The sequence below is a fragment of the Sphingomonas sp. LHG3443-2 genome (assembly GCF_049896405.1).
Lineage (GTDB): Bacteria > Pseudomonadota > Alphaproteobacteria > Sphingomonadales > Sphingomonadaceae > Sphingomicrobium.
This window is the reverse complement of sequence record NZ_JAFCUG010000001.1, coordinates 2,627,976-2,649,340: the sequence shown is the minus strand read 5'-3', so window position 1 is coordinate 2,649,340 and position 21,365 is coordinate 2,627,976. Positions and strand designations below refer to the sequence as shown.

The 21,365-nt window shown below is 65.0% G+C and carries 27 protein-coding genes; 16 read left to right on the top strand and 11 right to left on the bottom strand.

What is annotated here, in order from left to right:
* Positions 1 to 36: 36 nt before the first annotated feature.
* Entirely contained in the window at positions 37 to 2,019 is a 1,983-nt protein-coding gene (parE, locus tag ACP69Z_RS13435; protein ID WP_426267968.1) for a DNA topoisomerase IV subunit B, read from the bottom strand.
* Positions 2,020 to 2,149: 130 nt separating this feature from the next.
* Here parE and ACP69Z_RS13430 point away from each other — a divergent pair, with 130 nt between their 5' ends.
* Positions 2,150 to 2,602 (top strand): hypothetical protein, encoded by a 453-nt coding sequence (locus ACP69Z_RS13430; protein ID WP_426267967.1) that lies wholly within the window; start codon positions 2,150 to 2,152, stop codon positions 2,600 to 2,602.
* Here ACP69Z_RS13430 and ACP69Z_RS13425 read toward each other — a convergent pair.
* Entirely contained in the window at positions 2,575 to 3,219 is a 645-nt protein-coding gene (locus tag ACP69Z_RS13425; RefSeq protein WP_426267966.1) for a PEPxxWA-CTERM sorting domain-containing protein, read from the bottom strand. The genes ACP69Z_RS13430 and ACP69Z_RS13425 overlap by 28 nt on opposite strands.
* A gap of 170 nt (positions 3,220 to 3,389) precedes the next feature.
* Positions 3,390 to 4,127 (bottom strand): GcrA family cell cycle regulator, encoded by a 738-nt coding sequence (locus ACP69Z_RS13420; RefSeq protein WP_426267965.1) that lies wholly within the window; start codon positions 4,125 to 4,127, stop codon positions 3,390 to 3,392.
* A 71-nt stretch (positions 4,128 to 4,198) separates the two neighbouring features.
* Here ACP69Z_RS13420 and ACP69Z_RS13415 point away from each other — a divergent pair, with 71 nt between their 5' ends.
* The 3 genes from ACP69Z_RS13415 (at position 4,199) to ACP69Z_RS13405 (ending at position 7,013) form a co-directional block, all read left to right on the top strand.
* Positions 4,199 to 5,023, top strand: a complete 825-nt coding sequence (locus ACP69Z_RS13415; protein WP_426267964.1) for an ABC transporter permease — start codon at positions 4,199 to 4,201, stop codon at positions 5,021 to 5,023.
* A gap of 118 nt (positions 5,024 to 5,141) precedes the next feature.
* Complete coding sequence (locus ACP69Z_RS13410; RefSeq protein ID WP_426267963.1) at positions 5,142 to 5,717, top strand: hypothetical protein; 576 nt, start codon at positions 5,142 to 5,144, stop codon at positions 5,715 to 5,717.
* 108 nt (positions 5,718 to 5,825) lie between these two features.
* Positions 5,826 to 7,013, top strand: coding sequence for an aspartate aminotransferase family protein (locus ACP69Z_RS13405; RefSeq protein WP_426267962.1), 1,188 nt, complete (start codon positions 5,826 to 5,828; stop codon positions 7,011 to 7,013).
* On the opposite strand, the gene ACP69Z_RS13400 is transcribed toward ACP69Z_RS13405, so the two are convergent.
* The 3 genes from ACP69Z_RS13400 to ACP69Z_RS13390 form a co-directional block, all read right to left on the bottom strand.
* On the bottom strand, positions 7,010 to 7,501 hold the full coding sequence (locus ACP69Z_RS13400; RefSeq protein WP_426267961.1) for an RES family NAD+ phosphorylase: 492 nt from the start codon (positions 7,499 to 7,501) through the stop codon (positions 7,010 to 7,012). The genes ACP69Z_RS13405 and ACP69Z_RS13400 overlap by 4 nt on opposite strands.
* Before the next feature lies 1 nt (position 7,502).
* Positions 7,503 to 7,853, bottom strand: a complete 351-nt coding sequence (locus tag ACP69Z_RS13395) for a hypothetical protein (RefSeq protein WP_426267960.1) — start codon at positions 7,851 to 7,853, stop codon at positions 7,503 to 7,505.
* Positions 7,854 to 7,919: 66 nt separating this feature from the next.
* Positions 7,920 to 8,531, bottom strand: coding sequence for a YceI family protein (locus ACP69Z_RS13390; RefSeq protein ID WP_426267959.1), 612 nt, complete (start codon positions 8,529 to 8,531; stop codon positions 7,920 to 7,922).
* A gap of 297 nt (positions 8,532 to 8,828) precedes the next feature.
* Between ACP69Z_RS13390 and ACP69Z_RS13385 the strand changes: the two genes are divergently transcribed.
* The 6 genes from ACP69Z_RS13385 to queE all read left to right on the top strand — a co-directional run bounded on the left by ACP69Z_RS13385 (position 8,829) and on the right by queE (position 12,191).
* Complete coding sequence (locus ACP69Z_RS13385; RefSeq protein WP_168067087.1) at positions 8,829 to 9,035, top strand: cold-shock protein; 207 nt, start codon at positions 8,829 to 8,831, stop codon at positions 9,033 to 9,035.
* Between the two features lie 96 nt (positions 9,036 to 9,131).
* The gene (locus tag ACP69Z_RS13380; RefSeq protein WP_426267958.1) at positions 9,132 to 9,323 is read left to right on the top strand and encodes a hypothetical protein; all 192 of its coding nucleotides are present in this window, start codon (positions 9,132 to 9,134) and stop codon (positions 9,321 to 9,323) included.
* A gap of 39 nt (positions 9,324 to 9,362) precedes the next feature.
* Positions 9,363 to 10,256 carry an Hsp33 family molecular chaperone HslO gene (locus tag ACP69Z_RS13375; RefSeq protein ID WP_426267957.1) on the top strand — a complete coding sequence of 298 codons (894 nt, stop codon included), beginning with the start codon at positions 9,363 to 9,365 and terminating at the stop codon, positions 10,254 to 10,256.
* The gene (locus ACP69Z_RS13370; RefSeq protein ID WP_426267956.1) at positions 10,253 to 10,684 is read left to right on the top strand and encodes a DUF3617 family protein; all 432 of its coding nucleotides are present in this window, start codon (positions 10,253 to 10,255) and stop codon (positions 10,682 to 10,684) included. Before ACP69Z_RS13375 ends, ACP69Z_RS13370 begins: the two co-directional genes overlap by 4 nt.
* A 197-nt stretch (positions 10,685 to 10,881) precedes the next feature.
* Positions 10,882 to 11,568, top strand: a complete 687-nt coding sequence (gene queC, locus ACP69Z_RS13365) for a 7-cyano-7-deazaguanine synthase QueC (protein ID WP_426267955.1) — start codon at positions 10,882 to 10,884, stop codon at positions 11,566 to 11,568.
* Complete coding sequence (gene queE, locus ACP69Z_RS13360) at positions 11,565 to 12,191, top strand: 7-carboxy-7-deazaguanine synthase (RefSeq protein ID WP_426267954.1); 627 nt, start codon at positions 11,565 to 11,567, stop codon at positions 12,189 to 12,191. The genes queC and queE overlap by 4 nt, the downstream gene beginning before the upstream one ends.
* A 6-nt stretch (positions 12,192 to 12,197) precedes the next feature.
* Here the strand turns inward: queE and ACP69Z_RS13355 are convergent, their stop codons facing one another.
* The 3 genes from ACP69Z_RS13355 to lipB form a co-directional block, all read right to left on the bottom strand.
* Positions 12,198 to 12,449 carry a hypothetical protein gene (locus ACP69Z_RS13355; RefSeq protein ID WP_426267953.1) on the bottom strand — a complete coding sequence of 84 codons (252 nt, stop codon included), beginning with the start codon at positions 12,447 to 12,449 and terminating at the stop codon, positions 12,198 to 12,200.
* Between the two features lie 109 nt (positions 12,450 to 12,558).
* Positions 12,559 to 12,822 carry a hypothetical protein gene (locus ACP69Z_RS13350; protein ID WP_426267952.1) on the bottom strand — a complete coding sequence of 88 codons (264 nt, stop codon included), beginning with the start codon at positions 12,820 to 12,822 and terminating at the stop codon, positions 12,559 to 12,561.
* 75 nt (positions 12,823 to 12,897) lie between these two features.
* The gene (gene lipB, locus ACP69Z_RS13345) at positions 12,898 to 13,569 is read right to left on the bottom strand and encodes a lipoyl(octanoyl) transferase LipB (protein ID WP_426267951.1); all 672 of its coding nucleotides are present in this window, start codon (positions 13,567 to 13,569) and stop codon (positions 12,898 to 12,900) included.
* A gap of 85 nt (positions 13,570 to 13,654) precedes the next feature.
* Here lipB and ACP69Z_RS13340 point away from each other — a divergent pair, with 85 nt between their 5' ends.
* Positions 13,655 to 14,476 (top strand): hypothetical protein, encoded by an 822-nt coding sequence (locus tag ACP69Z_RS13340; protein WP_426267950.1) that lies wholly within the window; start codon positions 13,655 to 13,657, stop codon positions 14,474 to 14,476.
* Between the two features lie 11 nt (positions 14,477 to 14,487).
* Here ACP69Z_RS13340 and hemF read toward each other — a convergent pair whose 3' ends face one another.
* Entirely contained in the window at positions 14,488 to 15,333 is an 846-nt protein-coding gene (hemF, locus tag ACP69Z_RS13335; protein WP_426267949.1) for an oxygen-dependent coproporphyrinogen oxidase, read from the bottom strand.
* Between the two features lie 206 nt (positions 15,334 to 15,539).
* Between hemF and petA the strand changes: the two genes are divergently transcribed.
* From petA to ACP69Z_RS13310, 5 genes are all read left to right on the top strand, one after another.
* A complete protein-coding gene (gene petA / locus ACP69Z_RS13330) occupies positions 15,540 to 16,127 on the top strand; it encodes a ubiquinol-cytochrome c reductase iron-sulfur subunit (RefSeq protein ID WP_426267948.1) in 588 nt (195 codons plus the stop codon).
* 11 nt (positions 16,128 to 16,138) lie between these two features.
* Positions 16,139 to 17,455, top strand: a complete 1,317-nt coding sequence (locus ACP69Z_RS13325) for a cytochrome b (protein ID WP_426267947.1) — start codon at positions 16,139 to 16,141, stop codon at positions 17,453 to 17,455.
* Positions 17,456 to 17,471: 16 nt separating this feature from the next.
* On the top strand, positions 17,472 to 18,407 hold the full coding sequence (locus tag ACP69Z_RS13320; protein WP_426267946.1) for a cytochrome c1: 936 nt from the start codon (positions 17,472 to 17,474) through the stop codon (positions 18,405 to 18,407).
* Positions 18,408 to 18,490: 83 nt separating this feature from the next.
* Positions 18,491 to 19,024: an adenine phosphoribosyltransferase gene (locus ACP69Z_RS13315; protein ID WP_426267945.1), complete on the top strand. Its 534-nt coding sequence runs from the start codon at positions 18,491 to 18,493 to the stop codon at positions 19,022 to 19,024.
* Between the two features lie 120 nt (positions 19,025 to 19,144).
* Positions 19,145 to 20,005: a hypothetical protein gene (locus ACP69Z_RS13310; protein ID WP_426267944.1), complete on the top strand. Its 861-nt coding sequence runs from the start codon at positions 19,145 to 19,147 to the stop codon at positions 20,003 to 20,005.
* 216 nt (positions 20,006 to 20,221) lie between these two features.
* Here ACP69Z_RS13310 and ychF read toward each other — a convergent pair whose 3' ends face one another.
* Complete coding sequence (gene ychF, locus ACP69Z_RS13305; RefSeq protein WP_426267943.1) at positions 20,222 to 21,322, bottom strand: redox-regulated ATPase YchF; 1,101 nt, start codon at positions 21,320 to 21,322, stop codon at positions 20,222 to 20,224.
* Positions 21,323 to 21,365 lie beyond the last annotated feature (43 nt).

Below are 21,365 nucleotides of genomic sequence, written 5' to 3'. Positions count from 1 at the left end.
AAGGTCGTTACGGCTCCCTAAGATCGCTCATAGCGCTCACGCGTCCAGCTCTTCGCCACTGACCGCCGCCGCCCGGCTCTGGATGAAGGCGAAGCGGTGTTCGGGGTTCTTGCCCATCAGGCGGTCGACAAGGTCTTTGACGGGCTGGCGATCCTCATACTGGCTGGGCAGCGTGACCTTGAGGAGCGAGCGGGTGGCGGGATCCATCGTCGTCTCCTTGAGCTGATTGGGGTTCATTTCCCCCAAGCCCTTGAAGCGGCTGACCTCGACCTTCTTGCCCTTGAACTCGGCACGCTCGAGCTCGGCGCGGTGGGCGTCATCGCGGGCGTAGAGGGTCTTGGTGCCGGCGGTCAGGCGGTAGAGCGGCGGCTGCGCCAGGAAGAGGTGCCCGCGGCGGACCAGCTCGGGCATTTCCTGGAAGAAGAAGGTCATCAACAGGGTCGCGATGTGGGCGCCGTCGACGTCCGCGTCGGTCATGATGATGACCTTTTCGTAACGCAGCGCGGCTTCGTCGAACCGGTCCCGCGTGCCGCAGCCGAGCGCCAGCTGGAGGTCGGCGACTTCCTGGTTGGCGCGAATCTTGTCCGCTGTGGCCGAGGCGACGTTGAGGATTTTGCCGCGAATGGGGAGGACCGCCTGCGTTTTGCGGTTGCGGGCTTGTTTGGCCGAACCGCCGGCGCTGTCGCCTTCGACGATGAAGAGTTCGGTGCCGGCGGGCTCATCGGACGAGCAGTCGGTGAGCTTGCCGGGCAGGCGCAGCTTGCGGGCGGAGGTGGCGGTCTTGCGCTTCACCTCGCGCTCGGCGCGGCGCTTGAGGCGCTCTTCCATCCGCTCGACGATCGAGCCCAGCAGCGCGCGGCCGCGGTCCATGTTGTCGGTCAGGAAATGGTCGACATGATCGCGCATGGCGGCTTCGACGAAGCGGGCGGCCTCGAGCGAGGTCAGGCGGTCCTTGGTTTGGCTCTGGAAGTGCGGGTTGCGGATGAAGACCGAGAGGTAGCATTCGCAGGCCATCATCACGTCGTCGGCGGTGATGTCCTTGGCCCGCTTGTTTCCGACCAGGTCGCCGAATGCGCGGATGCCCTTGGTCAGCGCGGCGCGCAGACCCGCTTCGTGGGTGCCGCCGTCGGGGGTGGGGATGGTGTTGCAATAATAAGAGGTGAAGCCGTCGCTCCACAGCGGCCAGGCGACCGCCCATTCGCACCGGCCTTGCCCATCGGGGAAGTCGGCGGCGCCTGCGAAAGGCTGAGCCGTGACACACTCGCGGCCCTCGAGCTGTGCGGCGAGCGCATCGCCGAGGCCGTTGGCGAATTGCAGCACAGCGCTTTCGGGCACCTTGTCGCTGGCGAGCGAAGGGTCGCATTTCCAGCGGATCTCGACCCCGGCGAAGAGATAGGCCTTGGAGCGAGCGAGGCGGAACAGCCGCTCGGGGTCGAACGCCAACTCGCCGAAGATCTCGGGATCGGGGTGGAAGGCGACGGTGGTGCCGCGGCGGTTGGGGGCGGCGCCGACTTCTTCGAGCGGGCCAAGGGCGTTCCCCTTGGCGAAAGTCTGGCGGTAAAGCTTCTTCTCGCGCGCGACCTCGATCACGGTTTCGGTCGACAGCGCATTGACGACGCTGATGCCGACGCCGTGGAGTCCGCCGCTCGTGCTGTAGGCCTTGCCTTCGAACTTGCCGCCCGAGTGGAGCGTGGTGAGGATCACTTCGAGCGCGGACTTGCCGGGATATTTGGGGTGCGGGTCGACCGGAATACCGCGGCCATTGTCGCTGACGGTCAGGCGATTGCCGGGTTCGAGCGTGATTTCGATGCGGCTGGCGTGGCCGGCGACCGCTTCGTCCATGCAATTGTCGATGACTTCGGCGGCGAGGTGGTGAAGCGCGCGCTCGTCGGTGCCGCCGATGTACATGCCGGGGCGGCGGCGAACGGGCTCAAGCCCCTCGAGCACCTCGATCGCAGAGGCGTCATAGTCGGATGACGGTGGTAACGGCGCCCCCCCGGGCCCAAACAGGTCGGTCATGGTGAGGCGAGTGTAGGGGAGTGGCGGCGCGAAGGGAACAGGGGGCGAACGGGCGGCCGGACGCCACGGACTGCAATCTTCCCGGGTTTGTCTTCAGCGATCAGTAAGCGTCTTCCCCTAGCCTGCGACGATGTCACGCCGCACCAATTGCACTGTTCGCTATCGAGGGCCTTGGCGCGAACCGCGCTGGTGGAACGGGTTCGAGCGTCGTTTTGCGATCGTGACCTTTGGCGGCATCGGCCTCACCGCGACCGCCGTCGCGGGTCGCGCGCTGCACACCGGCGCAATTCCGGCGTTGCGGCGGCCGCCGACGGACGAGATCGTCGCTGCCAGCGATTCACCGGTAAGCTTCGGCCTGTGGCTCTTCGCCTGGTGCCTGGTGGCAATCTTCTGCTTCGGGGCTGCCTGGCTCATGTGGTGGGCGCGCAAGGATGAGCCGCGGTACCATCGCCTGCCGCAGAAATATGTGCCCGAACCGCACCGGGTTGCGCCGCAACAAAAAGGGCCCGGCATTGCTGCCGAGCCCTCTTGTTCAGTGATCAATCCAGATGGCGATCAGGCTGCCTGCGGCAGGAAGCCCTGAGCCGACCGGCGGCGGCGGAGCGAGTAGCCGACGGCGCCAAAGCCGAGCAGCATCAGCGCCCAGGTGCCGGGCTCCGGAACCGGAGCGGCAAGCGCGCTGGCCGAGAAGCTGGTGATCTGGTTGCCCTGCGCGGTGAAGGTGAACACGCCCGGGGTCGCATCGTACCCGCTGAAGCGGATGGTGCCGAGACCCGCGAACGACAGCGAACCGCCGGTCAGCGCATTCGGCATCGCGTTGATGTCGAACAGCGAGTTGAGATCAAAGGCAACGGTCTGTCCCGGCACGACCAGGGTCAGGAAGTTGGCAGTCGGCGCGAAGGTGCCGAAGTTCAGGATGTCGGCGATGGTGCCGCAGCCGCCGGCATTGTTCGAGCAGGACAGGCCGGCGAAGCTGCCGGTGCCAGCACCGTAGGCCGTCAGGCTGCCCGCAACACCCGGATTGGCAGCCCCGCCCTGACCGATCACGGCGTCATAGCCGCTTGCCGTGCCGAACGAGCCCGATCCCGACGGAGCGGCATAGCCGCCGATGCTGATCTGGCCCGTCACTTGGGCGGCCTGCGCAGGCGCCGTGGCAGCGAGCGCGGTACAGGCAATCAGAAGCTTGGTTACGGCCTTCATCGGTTTTCCCCTCTTAGCGATTCGGGCTATTAATAACTTGTTAACGGTTGTGAGTCGAACCGGTTATGAAATGACTGTGCCATTCTGAGCCAGTCGAGGGTCCGGGCACATAGAAAAGGGCTCCGGAAGCGGGTGCCTCCGGAGCCCTGTTGTCCAGGCAAAACAGATGCTTAGCGGACCCGCGGCCCGCCATAGGGAAGCGGCGGCGGCGGACGGCGGTCACGGCGCGGAAGCTGCGCCTGATAGGCGACGCCGCAATGCTGGACGCAGTAGGGATACCCCGGATTGGCCTGCTGCCCGCAGAAGTGGAAGTCGGGCTCACCCGGATGGCCGAGCGGCCATTTGCAGATGCGGTCGTTGAGATCGAGCAGGCCGGTCTTGTCGGCCATTTCGGGGGATGGCTTGGCCGGGACCAGGCGCCGCGGCGGGGCGGGCGGGATCGGCGGCTGCTGGTCGCCGGGACCCTGCCGCACGAAACCACCGGGGCCGATCGAGCGATAAACCATGACCGGTTCGCCAGCCTTGCCGGGTGCCGGGGCCGGGGCCGGGGCGGCGGCAGCAGCGGGCGCGGCAGCCGGGGCCGGAGCGAGCTTGAGCTCGTCTTCCGGCATCGGCGCGGCGGCTTCGAGGATGGCGGCGATCGGCGGCTTTTCACGGACCCGCGACGGCGTGGCGCGCTCTGTCGCCGGGGCAGAGGCAGCAGCGGGTGTCGTGGCAGGGGCGGCGGCCGCGGTTTTTTCCTCGCCCGCCTTCACTGGCGAGGGGCGCGAATCGAGACCGAGGCGGTGCGCCTTGCCAATCACCGCATTGCGGCTCACGCCGCCAAGTTCGTCGGCAATGGCACTGGCGGTCTTGCCTTCGGCCCACATGGCCTTCAGCCGATCGATCCGTTCGTCAGTCCAGCTCATTCGTTGGTATCGCTTTGCTTGCTCGGGTTAACCGTTGCCGTTCCAGCCCGCAGCCGATAGGCGCTGAAGGCGTGAACGACCAGCCCTCATCCATTCGCATGAATCCGGGCGAGACACGCCTGACAGGAGTCAATTGGGGCGGGCTCAGGACCCTCTATGTCAAGGAGGTGCGCCGTTTTTTCAAGGTGCAGACCCAGACCATCTGGGCACCGGCGGTCACTACCTTGCTGTTCCTGGTCATCTTCTCCGTCGCGCTGGGCGGTGCGAAGCGGCAGGTGATGGGGGTCCCGTTCCCCACCTTCATCGCGCCCGGCCTCATCATCATGGCCATGATCCAGAACGCGTTTGCCAATTCGAGCTTCTCGCTGCTGGTGGGCAAGATCCAGGGGACGATCGTCGATTACCTGATGCCGCCCTTGTCGACGGGCGAGCTGATCGCGGGTCTTGTAGGAGCGTCGGTGACCCGGGCGGTGCTGGTCGGCTGCGCGGTGTGGCTGGCGATGGCGCTGTGGCCGGGCGTCGACGTCGGCGTGATCCATCCGCTGAGCGTTATCTGGTTCGGGCTAATGGGTTCGCTGCTGTTGAGCTTCCTTGGCCTGATCACCTCGATCTGGGCGGAGAAGTTCGATCATGCCGCGGCGGTGACCAACTTCGTCGTGGCCCCGCTCTCGCTGCTGTCCGGCACCTTCTATTCGGTTGATGCGCTGAGCCCGCTGTTTCGGGCGATCAGCCATGCCAATCCGTTCTTCTATGTCATCTCGGGCTTCCGTCACGGCTTCCTCAGCGAAGCCGATTCGCCGATCCTGTTCGGGGCGGTGCTGCTGGCGGTACTGAATCTCGCGCTATTCGGGCTTTGCTACGGGCTGCTGAAGAGCGGGTGGAAGATCAAGAACTAGTCTTTTCAGCCACTTGCTCGTTTCGGTGCGTGAACGAGAGATAACGGCGATGTTCAGCCTGCCGCTTCGAGGCCGCGCGTAGAACTTCTCTCATCAAGCCTCGATGAGGGAGTAAGCCATGAAGAAGTTCCTGTTTGCCGCTGCCGGTCTTTCGGTCCTCGGCATTGCCGCTCCGGCCGCCGCCCAGAATTATTACGGCCAGCAGCCCGGCTATTACGGTCAGTACGGCAATGGTCAGCAGTACCGCTACCAGAACCAGCGCCAACTGACCGCGGCCTACATCGCTCGTGCCGACCAGCTGCGTCAGCGGGTCGAGCGGTTCGACAACCGCGGCCGGATCAGCGAGCGTGAGGATCGTCAGCTCCGGGCTCAGGCGATCGACCTGCAGAACCGCACGCGGTCGTTTGCACGCAACGGTATCGACCCGCGTGAGCAGCGCGATCTCGACAACCGCTTCGCGCAGCTGCAGCAGCGGATCGCCTACCAGGCCCGTGACGGCAACAACCGCTACGGCAACGGCTGGGGTCAGGGCTACGGTGGCGGGCGTGACCGCGACCGGGACGGCGTTCGCGACAATCGCGACGGCTACCTCGACCTGAACCGCAACGGGGTAGACGATCGCCGCGAGAACTTCATCGACAACAACCGCAATGGTGTCGATGACCGGCGCGAGGGGTATCCCTACCGCCGCTAAGCGGAGGTGAGTGGAGGGTTCAAATCCCCTTCGCTCGGCGATAGAGAGGGCGCGGCTCCGCACATGGGGCCGCGCCCTTTTCTTTTGCAGTCACTCAGGAGCCTCTTCATGGCCATCACGCCGCTCATGCCCGTCTATCCGCGCTGCGAGGTGCGGCCGGTCCGAGGCGAAGGCGTGTGGCTGATCGGCGAAGGCGGCGAGCGGTATCTCGATTTCGCCAGCGGCATCGCGGTAAACCTGCTCGGCCACAGCCACCCGCACCTGATCGGCGCGATCCAGCGCCAGGCCGAGACGCTGATGCACGTCTCCAACCTGTACGGCAGCCCGCAGGGCGAGCAACTGGCGCAGCGGCTGGTCGACCTGACCTTTGCCGACACGGTGTTCTTCACCAATTCGGGCGCCGAGGCGGTGGAATGCGCGATCAAGACCGCGCGGCGTTATCATCATGCCGCGGGCAATCCGCACAAGAACAAGCTGATCACCTTCTCCAATGCCTTCCACGGGCGGACCATGGCGACCATCAGCGCGACCGATCAAGTCAAGCTGCGCGACGGCTTCGCGCCGCTGCTCGAAGGCTTCGAGGTGGTGGCGTTCGACGATCTCGACGCCGCGCTGGCAGCGATCGACGATACGACCGCGGGCTTCCTGGTCGAGCCCGTGCAGGGCGAAGGCGGTATCCGTCCGGCCAGCCAAGAGTTCATGAAGGGCCTGCGCCAAGCGTGCGACGAGCATGATCTGATGCTGGTACTGGACGAAGTACAGTGCGGCGTCGCGCGGACCGGCACTCTGTACGCCTACGAGCAATACGGCATCGTGCCGGACATCCTCGCCACCGCCAAGGGCATCGGCGGCGGCTTCCCGCTGGGCGCCTGCCTGGCCACCGGAAAGGCGGCGAGCGGGATGGTGATCGGGACGCATGGTTCGACCTACGGCGGCAATCCGCTGGCGATGGCAGCCGGCAATGCGGTGCTGGACGTGGTGGCGACGCCCGAATTTCTCGCCCAGGTGCGCGAGACCGGGCAGCGGCTGCGTGCGGCGCTGGAGCAGATGATCCCCAATCACGACGGGCTGTTTGAAAGCGTCCGCGGCATGGGGCTGATGCTCGGCATCAAGATGAAGACCGACAGCCGGGCGTTTGTCGGCTATCTGCGCACGCGCGGCATCCTGACGGTGGCGGCGGGCGACAATGTGGTGCGGGTGCTGCCGCCGTTGATCATCGACGATGCCGAAATTCGCGCCTTCGTCGATGGCCTGAGCGCCGCGGCCGCGGATTATGAGGTGCCGCAGGCGGCCTAAGCCAGCCGCGTTTCGTCGTCGACGACGGTCAGGCGGGCGCCTTTGCCGGTCCAGCGCCAGAGGACGATGTTGAGGTCGTCAGGGCGAGCGCCGCGAGCGAAGCTGCGGACGAGGAGGCCGGGGTGCCCGGCCGCGATCAGCGCCAGGGCGAAGTCCTGCGTCAGGGAGCGACCGCCCTTGCGCATCGTTTCGCGCCATGCGGGATCGGCTAGGGTCTTGCTCGTCATGTCGTAACGGGCGAGTGCGGCCTCCTCTCGCCCGTCGAACAGGTTGGTGATTTTTGCGCGATAGGCGACGAGCGTTGTCGGCTGGAGGTCGCCGACCTGATTGGCTTCGCGGATGGCGGTGGCGACCGTCAGCGCGGTGTAGAGCGTAGGCGTGCCCTTGGGATTGAAGCGGCCCCCGAATCGCGCGGCGCCTTCGCCGGAGAGGGGCTGGCGTGCGTAGAGCGGGTTCAGCGAGCGGTAGAGCAGCCCGTCATAGTCCACCTCAGGCGAACACCCCGGCGTCTACCGCGTCGATATAGGCGAGCACGTCGCCCGCGCGGCCCTGCTGGACGAGGGTCATCGCGGTCTGGTTGGCGAAACCGGCGAGCGGCTCGGAGCGATACCAGGCAAACGCCATGAGCGGCGATCCGAAGCGCGGTTCGACCTTGTTCAGGATCTCGATCATCTCGCGCAGGCGGCCTTGCGTCCGAGCGGACTTCAGCCGCTCGCGGCGCTGCACCGCATCGCGCGCAAGGCCGGCTGACGCTGCCACTTCCTGGCTGGTGGTGCGCAGCAGATCGGCAATCTTGGTGGGCGCGAACAAGCCGCCCTCGGCATATTGGGTAAGACCCATGTGCCACCTCCTTTGACGCAATATAGCGTCATTCCGCGTGGGAACAAGGAGGTGGCAGGGTGTCGCTTACTTCTCGAACGCCGCGGTGATCTCGAGGTTCACCTCGTCCGAGACGTTGGGCACGGCATAGCCGAGGTTGAAGTCGCTGCGCTTGAGCTTGGCGGTGGCGGAGAAGCCGACCGTCTGCTTCTTGTTCATGGGGTTGGCGCCGGTGCCATGGAGGCGGGCGGCAAGCGTCAGCGGCTTGGTGACGCCGCGCAGCGTCAGGTCACCGGCGATGGTCGCCTGATTGCCGCGTACTGCGACGCTGCGGGAGACGAAGCGGGCGGTGGGAAAGCTCGCGACGTCGAACAGGTCGGCAGTGGCGAGATGCTTGGCGAAGCCGGGCGAGGTGACGGTGAGGCCCGACAGCGGAATGTCGATCGCGACCTTGGCGGCATTCGGGCGCGCGGGATCGATGTCGAGCGTCCCGCTCATGCCGCCGACCATGCCGTAGAGGCGGCTGAAGCCGAAGTGGTCAACCGACCAGATCACCTGCGTGTGGTTGGGATCGACCTTGTAGCTGCCGGCCTGGACCTTCGCCGCGGCAGCCGCGGCGGGCGCTGCCTTGGGCTGAGCGGCAATGGCGGTGGTTCCGGCAAGAGCAATGGCGGCGACAAGTGCGAGAGATTTGCGCATGAATCGAGGCTTCCTGTTGAGGTGGTATCGTTTCGTAACCAGATAACTGCCCGTGCCCGGCCCGAACCGCAAGAAGGCACATGTCTGTGCCCCGAAACGCCGCCCACTCCGGGCGCCGTCAACGCGGTGCGTCCGGCCTCCCGGTTGTAATTGCGGGGGTGGAGGCGCATATGCAACTGGCTATCAGTCGCAAGTTTTGACGGTCTACGGCGCTTTGCGGCTCCTTACTCCTTCTTTCCTAGCTGCTCCTAGCGTGCTGCCCGGCATTCGGGTGGTGCTACGAGAAGGACTACCAACATGATCACCGGAACCGTCAAATTCTTCAACGCCGACAAGGGCTATGGTTTCATTTCGCCCGAAGACGGAAGCGGCGACGCTTTTGTTCACATCTCGGCGGTGGAAGCGGCCGGCATGCGCACGCTCGATCGTGACCAGAAGGTCCAGTACGAGCTGCAGAGCGGCCGTGACGGCCGCGCCAGCGCGGTGAACCTGCAGAGCGCCTAACGCCCTAGCTTTCGGGGAGCGGCCCGCCAGCGTGATGGCGCCGGGTTCGCTCCCCGATCGTTTCCCTCCCTCCAGCCGAAGGAAGACAGCTCCCCGATGTCCACCCTCCAATTCTACGCCGAACGCGCCGCCGAGTGCCGCCGCGATGCCGATGCCGCCAGCCTCGAGAACGTAAAAAAGCGTAACCTCGAAGCAGCCATTGCCTGGGAAGCCATGGCCGACCGTTTGGAGCGCACCAACGCGCACCGCGACGCCAACGAAGCCGCCCGCGAGGCGCGCGCCGTCTAAGCGGTTGAGGTCAGGGAGGGGCGTTCCTATCTCCCCTTCATGACCCCTGACATCACGAATCTCGATGCCGCGCTTGGCGTGACCGTTCCGGCGCGTCACGCCCGCGGCCGTGCGGCCCGCATCGGGCCTTCGCTCGATGCGATCCTGTCTGCCCACAACTACCCCGCGCCGATTGAGCGCATGTTGGCCGAAGCGCTGGTGCTCACCGCGCTTCTGGGTTCGCTGCTCAAGGATCCGGGCGGACAGCTGACGCTTCAGGCGCAGACGCAGGGCGGCGTCGTCGACCTCCTGGTGTGCGACTACAAGGGCGGCGAACTGCGCGGCTATGTCCGGCACGATCCGGTGAAGCTTGCCGACGCGGCCCATGCGCCGAGCCTCAAGACCTTGTTCGGCGAGGGTTATCTGGCGATCACCTTTGATCAGCCGGCAACCGACGAGCGCTATCAGGGCATTGTGCCGCTGGAAGGCGAAAGCCTTGCCACCGCGGCGCAGAACTATCTTGCCCAGTCCGAGCAGATCCCCTCCATCGTCCGCCTTGCGGCCGAGAAGAAGGAGAATGGCTGGGTCGCGGGCGGAATCCTGTTCCAGCATCTTCCCGAAGGCGAGGAAGGGCGGGAGCGACTCCATACCAGGCTCGACCATCCCGATTGGGATCATGTCGCCGTGCTGGCCGGGTCGGTGCGTGCCGACGAGCTGACCGACGAAAGCCTCGCGCTTGACGCGCTGGTGTGGCGCCTTTTCCACGAGGAAGCCGAAGTGCGGGTACTGGCCGGCGCGCCGCTCAGCCGCGGGTGCCGCTGCGATCCGGACTATGTCCGCTCGGTCATCGCCCGCTTCCCGGAAGAGGAACGCGAGGAGATGAAGGACGAGAGCGGGGTGATCCGGGTCAATTGCGAGTTCTGCTCGACCAGCTTCCCCCTGTCATTCGATTGAAGAGCAAGCGTGGTGGGATCGCCGCGATGAGGAGAATTGCGCCTTTTGCGCTGATGGTGTCGATTGCCGCCGTGGCGCAGCCTGCGCGGGCGCCGACTGTGTTGGCCGGCGTCGAACCGGGGCTGTGGGAAGTCAGCCGTGACGCCACGGGCAAGGGTGCGCGGCGCGGGTGCCTTCGGGACATGACGCTGCTCACCACTTATGCTCATGCCGGGGATCGTTGTCAGCGGACAGTGCTGGTGAATACGCCGCGGCGGCTGCTGGTTTCGCTGGAATGCGGACCGGGCGAATTTGGCCGGTCGGAGATCACCGTCACCACTCCGCGCGCGCTGAAACTCGACACCCAGGGCTTTCGCCGCGGAGAGCCGTACGATTTCACGGTCTACGCTCGCCGCGTCGGGGAATGTCCGCTTTCTGGAATACGTTAAGGCCTCGTTTAACCATAAGCTGCTATAGCTTCTCTTGTGCCTGACCGATGGGTTGGGCACGCTTTCCTCCCTACGGGCCGCATGTGCCCGAACCTGGGCCGCCCCACGGGGCGGCCCTTCTTTTTTGCGCGTCCGCCCCTCGGGGCGGCCCTTCTTTTTTGCCTTTCACGAAGCCTCGTCCTATGGGCGCGCCCGCCATGTCCGACCCCCGTCCCATCGCCGTTGTCCTGCTTTCCGGCGGGCTCGATTCCATGGTCTGCGCCGCGCTGGCGCGGGAGCGTGGGTTCGCAGTGACGGCGCTGACCGTTGATTATGGCCAGCGACACCGGGTGGAGCTCGACGCGGCCAAGCGCATCGCCGCCGACCTTGCCGACCGCCATGTCATCCTGCCGCTCGATCTCCGCGCCTTTGGCGGCTCGGCGCTGACGGCAGATGTGGCGGTGCCGAAGGACGGCATTGGAGACGGGATCCCGGTTACCTACGTGCCGGCGCGCAACACCATCTTCCTCAGCCTGGCGCTCGGGCTTGCCGAAGCGAGCGGGGCGCGGGACCTGTTTGTCGGCGTCAATGCGCTTGATTATTCGGGCTATCCTGATTGCCGGCCCGACTTTGTTGCGGCGTTCGAGCGGCTGGCCAATCTCGCGACCAAGGCGGGGGTTGAGGGCGATCCGTTCACCATCCACGCGCCGCTGCAGGACATGACCAAGGCCGACATCGCGCGCGAAGCGGCGCGGCTCGGGCTCGACGCGGGGCAGAGCCACAGCTGCTACGATCCGGGCGCGGACGGCGGCGCGTGTGGCACCTGCGACGCGTGCCGGCTGCGGGCCATGGGGTTCGAGCAGGCTGGGCTGCCCGACCCGACGCGATACGCCGCTGCGCCATGACCTATGCGGTCAAGGAATGCTTCCTGACGCTTCAGGGTGAGGGGGTGCAGGCGGGAAGCCGCGCGGTGTTCCTGCGCTTTGCCGGATGTAACCTGTGGAGCGGGCGGGAGCAGGACCGTGCCACCGCGCAATGCCGCTTTTGCGACACGGATTTCGTCGGCACCGACGGAGTGAACGGCGGCAAGTTCAGGACCGCCGAAGCGCTGGCCGAGCAGGTTGAGCGGCTGTGGGGCGGGGGCGCCGAGAAACGGTTGGTGGTGGTGACCGGCGGCGAGCCGATGCTGCAGCTGGATACCGCGCTGATCGACGCGCTGCACGAGCGCGCTTTCCGGGTGGCGGTGGAGAGTAATGGCACCTTGCCAGCCGTTGCAGGCATCGACTGGCTGTGCGTCAGCCCCAAGGCAGGCACCGAGGTCGTGCAGCGGTCAGGTGACGAGCTGAAGCTGGTCTGGCCGCAGGAGGGAGTCGACCCGGCGCTTCTGGAAAGCTGGAACTTCGGGCATTTTCTGGTGCAGCCGATGGACGGCCCTGAAGGATCGATCCAAGCGGCGATCGCGCTGGCGATGGCCCGACCTCGCTGGCGCCTCAGCCTTCAGGCCCACAAGGTGGTGGGCCTCGCCTGACGTTCGTCAGGCTTCGTTATCGCTCGCGTTGTCGCTGCTGCTGTTGTTGCCTTCGTCATCGAGGGCGGGCGGGGCCATGTCGTTCGCCATGGCTGCGTCGTCGGCGGTGGCAGCGTCGATCGCGGTGACGTCGCCGGCGACCACATTCTCGCGCTCGAGGCCGCTGTCGCTGACGCTCTCGTTGACGGTGGCGGGCTGCTGGTCACCGCAGGCTGCGAGGAGCAGCAGGGGGGCGAGCGCGAAAACAAGACGGGTCATGGCGCCGGGCTAGCGGCTTTGGCGCCAACAGAAAAGGGGCCGTCGGCGTGTTGCCGGCGGCCCCTTTCCGTGAAGAACATCCGGGTTCCCAAGGGATCCCGGAAGCGACTTACATCGCGTTGTTCATCATCATGTTGCTGTCGTTCGACATCATGTTGGTGTCGTTCATCATCATGTTGCTGTCGGCAGCCATGTTGCTGTCCATGGTCATGTTGGCGTCCATGGTCATGTTGGCGTCCATCGCGTTCATGTCGGCGACGGCGTTGGTGTCGACGGCCATGTTCTCTTCCATGGCGGTGTTGTTGGCGGCTTCGTTGCTGCTGCAAGCCGAAAGAGCAAGAGCCGCACCGGCGACGAGGATCAGAGCACGCATTCGAATCACTCCCTAGAAAATGTGATCTGGCGTGGCTGTCCCACGTCGCAAATCACCGGGCTGTGTAGTGAAAGGTCAGGCATCCGCCAAGGGGGGTGCCAAAGGACCTAATTTCGCGAGAAATCCGGGAAGCCGTTGCTCGAGCGCGCGGTCGACGTCGGCAAGGCTTGTTTCGACCCCAAGAGCGGCAAGGCTGGTGACGCCGTGCGATGCAATGCCGCAGGGCACGATACCGCCGAAGTGCGACAGGTCGGGCGCGACGTTGATCGAGAAGCCGTGCAGCGTGACCCAGCGCTTTACCCGGACACCGATCGCCCCGATCTTGGCTTCGGCGGCGCCTTCGCCGGCCCAGATGCCGATCCGCCCGGCCGAACGATGCGCGGCGACGCCAAGGTCGGCCAGCGTGTCGATCACCCAGCCTTCGAGCGCATGGACGAAACAGCGGATGTCGCGCCCGCGGCGGCCGAGGTCGAGGGTCAGATAGCCGACCCGCTGTCCGGGACCATGATAGGTATAGCGCCCGCCGCGTCCGGCATCGAAGACCGGAAAGCCCTGCGGGTTGAACAGCTCGGCCGGGTCGGCGCTGGTGCCGGCGGTGAACAAGGGTGCGTGCTGGAGCAGCCACACCCTCTCATTTGCCTCGCCCGCGTGGACCGCGGCAGCGCGCGCCTCCATGTCGGCGAGCGCCTCCTCATAGGGGACGAAGTTCTCGCTGACCCGCCACTCGATGCCTTCCACGGTGCGCATGAGCATCCCAAGCCATGAAAAGTGGCCAAGGGGCAAGAGGGCGGCTAAGCCAGCAGCACTGCAAGCAAACAGGGTGAGCACAAGCATGAAGCTGTCGATCGGTCAGGCGTGGGATGACACCAAGGCCGTGTTCCGGGCTGACGGAGGCGCGATCTTCGCCATTGCGCTGGCGCTAACCGTCCTGCCGGGTGCGATCCTCGAGACCGCGGCGCCGAGCGGAATGCGCAACACCGACACGCACTGGTCGATCGCGCTGCTCGGGTTCGTTGCGGCCTTGCTGAGCCTGACCAGCCAGATTGCGGTCAGCCGCATCGCCCTTGGTCACCCCACAACCGTGGGCGGCGCGCTGGCGCTCGCGTTCCGGCGTGTGCTTGCGCTGCTTGGCGCGCTGGTGCTGGCCATCGTGCCCTTGGCGCTGGTGCTCGCCGCCTTGAGCCTATCGCTCGGCGCCACCCCGACGACCACGCCGGCCAACCTTCCGCCGTCGGTGTTGGCCGGCCTGCTGCTTGCCCTGTTGGTGCTGTTGTTTGTGCTGATCCGGCTGATGTTCCTGACCCCGCTTGCGGCGGATACCGATCTCGGGCCTGTCGCCCTGCTGAAGCGGACCTGGCAGATGACGCGCGGCCACTTCCTGAAGCTGTTCGGCCTTGTCGTGATCCTGATGCTGGTCGGGCTGCTGTTGCTGGGGGCGCTCGGCGGAGCGCTGTCAGCGGTGATCATACTCGCGTTTGGCACTATCGAGCCGGGCAATCTCAGCGCGCTTCTGGTGGCGCTCGTTCAGCAACTGCTGGCTGTCCTCGTGTCAGTGCTGTTCATCGTGGTGACCTGCCGCCTCTACCTCCAGGCGTCCCGCGGTGGCGAAGCGAACGTGTCGGTGCCGCACGCGGGTCACAGCGACGACGATTGAACGCGGCCGCCTCAGCTCCACTTGGCGAGCGGGGGCAGGCTCATCAGGATGGCGTCGACATTGCCGCCCGTCTTGAGCCCGAAGATCGTGCCGCGGTCGTAGAGCAGGTTGAATTCGGCATAGCGTCCGCGGAATTCGAGCAGGCGGTTCATGTCGGCCTCGTCGAAGGGCGTGTTCATGCGCTTGCGGACGATCGGCGGATAAGCGGCAAGGAACGCTTCGCCGACATCGCGGGTGAAGGCGAAGTTTTCCTCGAAGCCGCCTTCCAACCGGTCGTAGAAAATGCCGCCGACCCCGCGCGCAACCTTGCGGTGGGGCAGCCAGAAATAATCCTCGCACCATTTGGAATAGCGTTCGTAATAGTCCGCGCCGTGCCGGTCGCAGGCCTGCCGAAGCGCCGCATGGAAGCTCTCGGTGTCCGAGGTGTAGGGAGTTGCCGGGTTGAGGTCGGCCCCGCCGCCGAACCAGCGCCGGGCGGTGCAAAGGAAGCGCGTGTTCATGTGCACGGCCGGCACATGCGGGTTCGCCATATGCGCAACGAGGCTGATTCCGGTGGCGAAGAAGCGGTTGCCATTCTCCGCACTGCCGGGAATCGACTTGGCGAACTCCTCGGTGAAGGTGCCGCCAACGGTGGAGACGTTGACCCCAACCTTTTCGAACACCTTGCCCTTCATCACGCCGCGAACGCCGCCACCGCCGGGCTCGCCTGAGGGGTCCTCACGGTCCCAGGCCAGATATTCAAACGTGGCGTCCGAGCCCGCTTCGCGCTCGATCGCCTCGAACTCGGCGCAGATTCGGGTGCGCAGGTCTTCGAACCAGACGCGGGCGGCAGATTGTTGCTCGTCGAGTGCTTGCATGAGCGGCTCGCTAGCGAAGCTGACCGTCTCAGCCAATGATCGAGATCAGGCGCGCGGTCGTTTCGCTGCCGAACGGCCATAATGCACCCTTGAGGACAGATGAACGCCCCGCTATCAGGCGCGGCGATATTCCGTTCCGCATCGCCGGGGCGGCTTCACGTCATGCTCCCGTCAGGGCGCCAACAAGCGAGCTCAAGGACCCGTTGATGGCCACCGTTGATTCCACCCAGCCGCGGATGCCCGGCGAGCCGACCCAGGCTGAAGCCGGTGATCCTGGTGTGCGCCGCCGCGACTTCATCAACATCGCCGCGGTGAGCTTCGCCGGGGTTGGCGCGGCAACGGCCGTGGCGCCGCTGCTGATGCAGGCGAGCCCGTCGGCCGACGTGCTCGCCCTGTCGTCGATCGAGGTCGATATCTCCAAGATCCAGCCGGGTCAGGGGATCAAGACCAGCTGGCGCAAGCAGCCGGTGTTCATCAAGCAATTAACCCCGGCCGAAGTGCAGGCCGCCAATGCGGTCCAGCTGAGCGAGCTGCGCGACCCGCAGAGCCTCGCCGACCGCACCAAACCCGGCAAGAGCCAGTGGCTGGTCACGCTCGGCGTCTGCACCCATCTTGGCTGCGTGCCGCTCGGCATCGGCGAGGGGGAGACCAAGGGCGACTTCGGCGGCTATTTCTGCCCGTGCCACGGCTCGCACTACGACACGGCCGCCCGCATCCGTAAGGGTCCGGCGCCGCTGAACCTGGTCGTGCCGGAATATGAATTTGCTAGCGACACCGTTGTCCGGATCGGTTGAGGACTGACACCATGAGCTTTGCCTGGGCCAAGCCCTACGAACCCACCTCGCCGTTCATGCGCTGGGTCGACCAGCGCCTGCCGGTGCCGCGCCTCGTCTATGGCGCCATCGGCGGCGGTTATCCGGTGCCGCGCAACCTCAACTACTTCTGGAACTTCGGGGTCCTCGCGGGTCTCGCGCTGATGATCCAGATCGTCACCGGCATTGTGCTGGCGATGCATTATTACAGCTATGCCGGCGGCGCTTTCGACAGCGTCGAACGTATCATGCGCGACGTGCCGGCGGGCTGGGTGCTGCGCTACGTTCACCAGAACGGGGCGAGCTTCTTCTTCGCGATCGTCTACATCCACATCTTCCGCGGCCTTTACTACGGTTCGTACAAGGCGCCGCGCGAGATGGTGTGGCTCCTGGGCCTCGTCATCTACCTCCTCATGATGGCTACCGCCTTCATGGGCTACGTCCTTCCATGGGGCCAGATGAGCTACTGGGGCGCCCAGGTCATCACCGGCTTCTTCTCGGCCATTCCGGTCGTCGGTGAGCCGCTGCGCGTGTTCATTCTGGGCGGCTATGCCCCCGACCAGGCCGCGCTTACCCGCTTCTTCTCGCTCCACTATCTGCTGCCGTTCGTGATCGCGGGCGTCACCATCCTCAAGATCTGGGCGCTGCACATCCCGGGTTCGTCGAACCCCACCGGCGTCGACGTCAAGGACGAGAAGGACACGCTGCCGTTCCACCCGTTCTACACGGCAAAGGACGGCTTCGGCATCGGCGTCGCGCTGCTGATCTTCGCGCTCGTCGTCTACTTCTTCCCGTACAGCCTCGGTCACCCGGACAATTACATCGAAGCGAACCCGCTGGTGACCCCGGCGCACATCGTTCCCGAATGGTATTTCTGGCCGTTCTACGCGATCCTGCGCGCCTTCACGGTGGACTTCATCCTGCCGGCCAAGCTGTGGGGCGTGCTGGCGATGTTCAGCTCGATCCTGCTGCTGTTCTTCCTGACCTGGCTGGACCGCTCACCGATCCGCTCGACCAGCTATCGCCCGGTCTACAAGATCTTCTTCTGGGTGCTGGTCGTCGACATCCTGATCCTCGGCTATTGCGGCGTGTCCCCGGCGGAACAGCCGTACATCGCCCTGAGCCAGATCTGCGCGGCCTACTATTTCGCGCACTTCCTGATCATCCTGCCGCTCGTTTCCAAGTTCGAGAAGCCGCGGCCGCTCCCCAACAGCATCTCCGAGAGCGTGCTTCACGGCGAAGCAGAGGAAAGCCGGCCCTATGGCCTTGCTCCCTCCGGTTCGACCACCGCGCCGCAGCCGGCCGAATAAGGAAAAGAGCAGACACATGGTCCGCATCATCGGTGCACTCGTCGGCCTCGGCTTCGTCGGCGTCCTGCTGATCAGCCTCGTCACGAACGGGCTCGACTATTTCCGGAACCCGCCGGAGCACGCCGCTTATTATTACTTCCACAAGGACCCGCGTGAAGCGGAACTTGCCTCGGACGGAATGATGGGCAAGTTCGACCGCCAGCAGCTGCAGCGCGGCTTCCAGGTCTACAAGGAGGTCTGCGCGGCCTGCCACAGCCTGAAGTATGTCAGCTTCTACCAGCTGGCCGATCTCGGCTATTCGGAGGCCGAGGTGAAGGCGATCGCCAACCAGTGGGCGATCGAAGTGCCGTCGGTGAATCCGGATACGGGTGAAGCGGCTACCCGCAAGGCGCTTGTCTCCGACCGCTTCCCGTCGCCTTACGCGAATGAGACGGCGGCGCGTGCGGCCAACAACAATGCCTATCCGCCCGACCTCAGCCTGATGACCGAAGCCCGTCATGACGGCGCGAACTATGTGTATTCGCTGCTGACCGGCTACGCCAACGCCAACACCTATCGTAACGAAGAGGGCCGTCCGGTCCCCAACGACGCGAAGCCGCCGGCCGGTCTGCACTTCAACCCGTATTTCGCCAACCTCAACATCGCCATGCCGGCGCCGCTCGTGTCGGACGGTCAGGTGACCTATGCCGATGGCACCAAGGCGACCGTCGATCAGATGGCGAAGGACGTCTCGGCGTTCCTGGTGTGGACAGCCGAGCCGACGCTGGAAGCGCGCCACCGCGCGGGCTGGGCAGTGGTGATCTTCCTGCTGATCGCCACGATCCTCGCCTACATGGCCTATCGCAACATCTGGGCGACGGCCAAGCGCCAGGTCTCGATCCGCGGCCCGCTGGAACCCGCCTTCCGCGAGCGGATGGACGAGCAGAAGGCAGATCGCGGTATCGCCGGCTAAGCCAGCCGCGGTCCGCATGGCATGAAAAAGAGGGCCCTCGTCCACGGACGGGGGCCCTTCTTGTTTGAGAAGAGAAGACGGCGATGACCCGAGACGACCTCAGGAGCCTGGTGCGAACCATCCCGGACCATCCCAAGCCCGGGATCCTGTTCCGCGACGTGACCACCTTGCTGCTTCATGCAGAAGGCTTTGCGGCGGCGATCGACACCCTTGCCGAGAGCGTGGACGAGCGGCCCGATCTGGTCGCGGGCATCGAAGCGCGCGGCTTTGTCGTTGCAACGGCACTGGCGCTGAAGCTCGGCGCGGGGCTGTTGCTGATCCGCAAGGACGGCAAGCTCCCGGGCGCGACCATCGCCGAAGATTATGCGCTGGAATACGGGACCGACCGGCTGACCATGCACGTCGATGCCTGCGCGCCGGGTGCCACCGTGCTGCTCGCCGACGACCTCATCGCGACCGGCGGCACCGCGCTGGCCGCGGCGCGGCTGGTGCGCCGGGCTGGCGGCCTGGTGACCGGCGCGCGTTTCCTGATCGACCTCCCCCACCTGGGCGGCGCGGCCAAGCTGGAAGCCGACGGGATCGAAACAGAGAGCTTGCTGACCTTCCCCGGCGACTGATCCGCTCGACCAAGTCCAGGCTCGTTGATTGACTGAACCATACAGGCATGGAGGCAGCGTCGACCCGACGTCCGCTTACGACCCATTGCGGACAATAGTGACTTCGCCCAACATACCTCCGTGATCGCGCATTCCTGCAAGTTGACCTTTATTGCTCTCGTCGCTTTGTCCCTCCATGCTTGCAGCCCGCCAGAGCAAGGTGACGCGGACACAGCGACCGTCGAGCCAAAGCGTAATCAAGTGGGCTTCTTTGAACGACCGTTAACCTTGGCCGCTGTTCGAGCATCTAACGAAATGATCCCGGCACTCGTTCTACTTGAGACGGACGCATGGGCGAACGTCATAGGTTCTGATACTCCCAGTTTCGCGCTTTACGACGATGGAACAGCTATATGGCGACGTGGTAATGGCTTTCGAACAAAACGCCTGAATGGGTCAGAGATGGCGCGACTCTTTGCCGATCTGAACCTCGATTACTTGGGTCAGCTTCACGGCCACTATGATGCAGCACCGATGACGGACCAGCCCGAAGCAACCATTCTCGACTACCGACGGGACAAGGCGACCATCGTCTCCGTGTATGGCTCGTTAAGCTCGCCTAAGGTCCGGCGGAAAACGCCGAACACAATCGTAAGCGTTTATGACAAGCTAAAAGGGTTTGATCGGCCCGGCATTGACTGGCTTCCAGACAAAGTGGAGGTCATGGTCTGGCCGTATGAGTATGCGCCGGAGGCCTCAATCGTGTGGCCCGAAGACCTGCCCGATCTGACCGATGCGAGCACCGTCCAGCGCGGAGACTCGTTCAGCATATATGTCCCGTCATCCAAATTACGCCAAGTCCGGGACTTCCTCGCTCGCCGAAAGGAAAAGGGTGCAATCGAGATAGGCGGCAGGAAGTGGGCAGCCGCAATCCGGTTCCCATTCCCTGCCGAGCACCTTTGGATGGCGCCTAATACTGAAGCCGAAGAATCGGGAAGTTAGGCCCGAACTGATGTCTGCTTTCCACCCACTGCGGCCATCAGCCACAACGCTTGCAGTGTAGGATCCTTCTTGCTTAACTAACCGATACGGTTAGCTGTCCCGCTCTTTCTCAACTCCAGCAACAACAAGCCTTGGGCAAGGTCCCACCTCTTGCGCGGACACCGCGCCACCAGTGACCTTTGTGACCTTGTTCAGGTTAGCGCGTGCGCGGGCGGCTCAGACGTTGAACTTGAAGTGCAGCACGTCGCCGTCGGCGACGACATATTCCTTGCCTTCCTGGCGCAGCTTGCCGGCGTCGCGGGCGCCCGCTTCGCCGCCAAGCGCGACATAATCGTCGAAGGCGATAGTTTCGGCGCGGATGAAGCCGCGTTCGAAGTCGGAATGGATGACGCCTGCGGCCTGCGGTCCCTTGGCGCCTTTCTCGACCGTCCAGGCGCGGGCTTCCTTGGGCCCCACGGTGAAGAAGGTGATGAGGTGGAGGAGCTCGTAACCAGCGCGGATGACCCGGGCGAGACCGGTTTCCGTGAGACCCATTTCGCCCAGGAACTCCAGCCGCTCGGCCTCGTCCATGCCGACCAGCTCGGCTTCGATCGCGGCGGAAACGACGACTGCGGTGGCGCCTTCGGCCTTGGCCTTGGCGAACACCTGTGCAGACAACTCATTGCCGTTCGCCGCATCTTCCTCGTTGACGTTGCAGACGTAGAGGATCGGCTTGGCGGTGATCAGCTGGGCCTGGGCGAAGACGCGGGCTTCTTCTTCGTCCTTGGGGACGGTCAGCCGCGCGGGCTTGCCGTCGCGCAGCAGTTCCAGCGCCTGCGTCAGGACCGAGGCCGCGATCTTGGATTCCTTGTCACCCTGCTGGCCCTTCTTGACGAGGTTGGGCACCCGCTTCTCGAGGCTTTCGAGGTCGGCGAGCAGAAGCTCGGTCTCGACCACCTCAGCGTCGGCCAGCGGATCGACCTTGTTTGCAACATGCTGAATGTCGTCATTCTCGAAACAGCGCAGGACGTGGACGATTGCATCCACCTCGCGGATGTTGCCGAGGAATTGATTGCCGAGGCCTTCGCCCTTGGATGCGCCTTTCACCAGGCCCGCGATATCGACGAAGCCTAATTGCGTGGCGATGATCTTGGCCGATTTGGCGATGCTTGCCAGCTGGTCGAGGCGCGGATCGGGCACCGCGACCTGGCCGACGTTGGGCTCGATCGTGCAGAACGGATAATTGGCCGCCTGCGCTGCCTGTGTTTCGGTCAATGCATTGAAAAGGGTCGATTTGCCGACGTTCGGCAGGCCGACGATGCCGCAGCGGAAGCCCATGGGTGATCTCAGTTGTGAAGGAAGTCGCGGCCGTCTAGCCCGG

What these genes read in the sequence shown, in the direction of transcription:
- parE (WP_426267968.1), bottom strand. Translation starts at nt 2,019, where the DNA reads ATGACCGACCTGTTTGGGCCCGGGGGGGCGCCGTTACCACCGTCATCC.
- ACP69Z_RS13430 (WP_426267967.1), top strand. Translation starts at nt 2,150, where the DNA reads ATGTCACGCCGCACCAATTGCACTGTTCGCTATCGAGGGCCTTGGCGC.
- ACP69Z_RS13425 (WP_426267966.1), bottom strand. Translation starts at nt 3,219, where the DNA reads ATGAAGGCCGTAACCAAGCTTCTGATTGCCTGTACCGCGCTCGCTGCC.
- ACP69Z_RS13420 (WP_426267965.1), bottom strand. Translation starts at nt 4,127, where the DNA reads ATGAGCTGGACTGACGAACGGATCGATCGGCTGAAGGCCATGTGGGCC.
- ACP69Z_RS13410 (WP_426267963.1), top strand. Translation starts at nt 5,142, where the DNA reads ATGAAGAAGTTCCTGTTTGCCGCTGCCGGTCTTTCGGTCCTCGGCATT.
- ACP69Z_RS13405 (WP_426267962.1), top strand. Translation starts at nt 5,826, where the DNA reads ATGGCCATCACGCCGCTCATGCCCGTCTATCCGCGCTGCGAGGTGCGG.
- ACP69Z_RS13395 (WP_426267960.1), bottom strand. Translation starts at nt 7,853, where the DNA reads ATGGGTCTTACCCAATATGCCGAGGGCGGCTTGTTCGCGCCCACCAAG.
- ACP69Z_RS13390 (WP_426267959.1), bottom strand. Translation starts at nt 8,531, where the DNA reads ATGCGCAAATCTCTCGCACTTGTCGCCGCCATTGCTCTTGCCGGAACC.
- ACP69Z_RS13385 (WP_168067087.1), top strand. Translation starts at nt 8,829, where the DNA reads ATGATCACCGGAACCGTCAAATTCTTCAACGCCGACAAGGGCTATGGT.
- ACP69Z_RS13380 (WP_426267958.1), top strand. Translation starts at nt 9,132, where the DNA reads ATGTCCACCCTCCAATTCTACGCCGAACGCGCCGCCGAGTGCCGCCGC.
- ACP69Z_RS13375 (WP_426267957.1), top strand. Translation starts at nt 9,363, where the DNA reads ATGACCCCTGACATCACGAATCTCGATGCCGCGCTTGGCGTGACCGTT.
- queC (WP_426267955.1), top strand. Translation starts at nt 10,882, where the DNA reads ATGTCCGACCCCCGTCCCATCGCCGTTGTCCTGCTTTCCGGCGGGCTC.
- queE (WP_426267954.1), top strand. Translation starts at nt 11,565, where the DNA reads ATGACCTATGCGGTCAAGGAATGCTTCCTGACGCTTCAGGGTGAGGGG.
- ACP69Z_RS13355 (WP_426267953.1), bottom strand. Translation starts at nt 12,449, where the DNA reads ATGACCCGTCTTGTTTTCGCGCTCGCCCCCCTGCTGCTCCTCGCAGCC.
- ACP69Z_RS13350 (WP_426267952.1), bottom strand. Translation starts at nt 12,822, where the DNA reads ATGCGTGCTCTGATCCTCGTCGCCGGTGCGGCTCTTGCTCTTTCGGCT.
- lipB (WP_426267951.1), bottom strand. Translation starts at nt 13,569, where the DNA reads ATGCGCACCGTGGAAGGCATCGAGTGGCGGGTCAGCGAGAACTTCGTC.
- ACP69Z_RS13340 (WP_426267950.1), top strand. Translation starts at nt 13,655, where the DNA reads ATGAAGCTGTCGATCGGTCAGGCGTGGGATGACACCAAGGCCGTGTTC.
- hemF (WP_426267949.1), bottom strand. Translation starts at nt 15,333, where the DNA reads ATGCAAGCACTCGACGAGCAACAATCTGCCGCCCGCGTCTGGTTCGAA.
- petA (WP_426267948.1), top strand. Translation starts at nt 15,540, where the DNA reads ATGGCCACCGTTGATTCCACCCAGCCGCGGATGCCCGGCGAGCCGACC.
- ACP69Z_RS13325 (WP_426267947.1), top strand. Translation starts at nt 16,139, where the DNA reads ATGAGCTTTGCCTGGGCCAAGCCCTACGAACCCACCTCGCCGTTCATG.
- ACP69Z_RS13320 (WP_426267946.1), top strand. Translation starts at nt 17,472, where the DNA reads ATGGTCCGCATCATCGGTGCACTCGTCGGCCTCGGCTTCGTCGGCGTC.
- ACP69Z_RS13315 (WP_426267945.1), top strand. Translation starts at nt 18,491, where the DNA reads ATGACCCGAGACGACCTCAGGAGCCTGGTGCGAACCATCCCGGACCAT.
- ychF (WP_426267943.1), bottom strand. Translation starts at nt 21,322, where the DNA reads ATGGGCTTCCGCTGCGGCATCGTCGGCCTGCCGAACGTCGGCAAATCG.